Genomic DNA, 2001 nt, shown 5'->3' with positions numbered 1-2001 from the left:
CGACGCAATATTCGCCGAGAAGCTTGCGCGCGGCGCTGTTGGCGCGGCGGACATTGGTGCCGGTGAGCACCAGCACCGGATCGGCGAGGCCATCGATGAAGCTGGTAAAGTCGCGATGCTGGCTGATCGGCTTGACCTCGGGCTCGCGAATGGGGGCGGCCGCCTGGGGGTTGTGCTTGGCCGGGCTCGAAAGGTCGGCCATGATGACGATCGCAACGATGCCGGCGGCAAAGCAGATCATCGCCTGCTCCATGCCGTTTGTGCCGAACTGGCTGATCGCCACCCCTGCGCCCAGCACTGCCGTCGCGAGGAGGAAGCGGCCGCCATTCAGTCCCGATCCGCTGGCCTGTCCCATGTCGGGCGCGCTATACCAGCCTTGGCCGGGGCATGCCATCGATGATCGGGGCGGCACGCATTTTCACACCCGCGCCCGGCCTTGTCCCGCGAATGGACAGGCGATCAAAGGCCTTGCCTTTGGCGGTTCTAAGGTTCTTTAGTCTTTTCGACGCATATTCGCGCGATGACGGCGCGCGCCTGGGACGATGATGATGGACGCTGATAACGGCAAGATGGATGGCAGCCGCCAGAGCGGATCGGTTGGCGGCGAATCGACGGGCGACGCCGCGCCGGCCAGTGCTGCGCGCCGCACGCTGCTGATCGGTGCCGTCGCCACCTCGGCCGTGGTGAGCATCCGCCCGGCGCTCGCGCAGACCGCAGGCTCGGTGCTCAACTGCCAGATCCCGGTGCCCGAGCGCGGTAAGGGGATGTATATCGACCCCACCGGCAAGCTGGTCGCGCCCGACACGCCCGGCGCCTTTCCGCCTTCGCCGCGCGACTTTACCGGCGAGGAGGTGCGCAAGGCGCTGCAGGGCAGCAACCTGCCGGGGACCACGCGCGAACAGTCGCAGGCCTATCTCAACTATATCCGCAAGCTGCAGAACGGCCAGAGCGGCTTTACCTGTTACGCTTCGCTGCAGATGCCGCGCCGCTAACGCGAGGTTCGGGCGTTGACCGTACGTGCCTTCGCTGCCTTGCCCGGCCATGCGATCAAGCGCGTTCGGCTGGGCGGGCTGGAGGCGATCTATCACGCGCCCTCGGGCATCACGCATTTGCTGGCCCAGCCGGTGCCCGAACTGCTCGACGCGCTGGATGAGGCGGGGGATGGCCGATTTGTCACAAGCGCGGAGCTGGCCGTCCGTATCGCCGAGCGATTCGATCTGGTCGGCGATGACCCGCAAGAGGCTCCCGAACAGGTGCTGGCCGAGCGCCTGGCGGAGCTGGCGGCGCTCGGACTCGTGCGGGTACGCGCCCAGGCGTGACACGCTTGCATCAGCGCGATGCAAATCTGCATCGCTGACGCCGGTAAGCCCCTGTTTCCGTTTTGTCGGCGGGGCGGCAAACGATATGGCCGCTGGAGCAAGGGCTGCTCGCGGCGGAAATGGCGATGAACCTGCAAATGGCGCTGGGCTGGCGGCGGCATCTGCTGCTGCATGCCAGCGCGGTGTCGCGCCAGGGCCGGGCGGTGGTGATGACCGGCCTGTCGGGCGCGGGCAAGTCGACCTTGTCGGCGCTGCTGGCAGAGCGCGGCTGGCGCTTCCTGGGCGACGAGTTCGTGCTGCTCGATCCCGATAGCGGCAATATTGCCCCGTTCCCGCGCCCGGTCAGCCTGAAGAACCAGGCGATCGCCGCGATGGAGCACGAGGTCGACGACGAGACCCGCTTTGGCCCCGTGCTGCGCGATACGCCCAAGGGCACGATCCGCCACCTCCGCCCGCGCACCGAATGGATCGAGCAGATGGCGCGCGAAACGCGGCCCGGGCTGCTGCTCTTCCCGCGCTTCGGCTTTCCGCGCGCCGTGCGACGGATGGACGAGGCGGAGAGCTTCGTGCGGCTCACCCAGGCCTCGACCAATTATGTCGCGCTGGGCGAACGCGGGTTCGACGCGCTGACCCATTTCGTGCGCTCGGTGCCCGCCTGCGCGATTGATTATGCGACGGGGGA

At 67.5% G+C, this 2001-nt stretch carries 3 protein-coding genes and 1 pseudogene; 3 read left to right on the top strand and 1 reads right to left on the bottom strand.

Translation table 11 applies throughout. The annotated features are described in order from the left end of the window. A partial coding sequence (locus DM995_RS22240) for a PAS domain-containing protein (protein WP_502696585.1) occupies nt 1-355 on the bottom strand: 355 nt, incomplete at its 3' end. A 214-nt stretch (nt 356-569) separates the two neighbouring features. Between DM995_RS22240 and DM995_RS08660 the strand changes: the two genes are divergently transcribed. From DM995_RS08660 to DM995_RS21795, 3 genes and pseudogenes are all read left to right on the top strand, one after another. Next, the gene (locus DM995_RS08660) at nt 570-992 is read left to right on the top strand and encodes a hypothetical protein (protein WP_031318322.1); all 423 of its coding nucleotides are present in this window, start codon (nt 570-572) and stop codon (nt 990-992) included. 15 nt (nt 993-1007) lie between these two features. Further along, nucleotides 1008-1319 carry an HPr-rel-A system PqqD family peptide chaperone gene (locus DM995_RS08655; protein ID WP_034516552.1) on the top strand — a complete coding sequence of 104 codons (312 nt, stop codon included), beginning with the start codon at nt 1008-1010 and terminating at the stop codon, nt 1317-1319. Between the two features lie 92 nt (nt 1320-1411). Then, a pseudogene (locus DM995_RS21795) lies at nt 1412-2001 on the top strand (HprK-related kinase A); the annotation flags it as partial.

This window comes from Blastomonas sp. UPD001 (assembly GCF_003426715.1).
Classification (GTDB): Bacteria; Pseudomonadota; Alphaproteobacteria; order Sphingomonadales; family Sphingomonadaceae; genus Blastomonas.
This window is presented reverse-complemented; position numbering and strand designations above follow the sequence as displayed.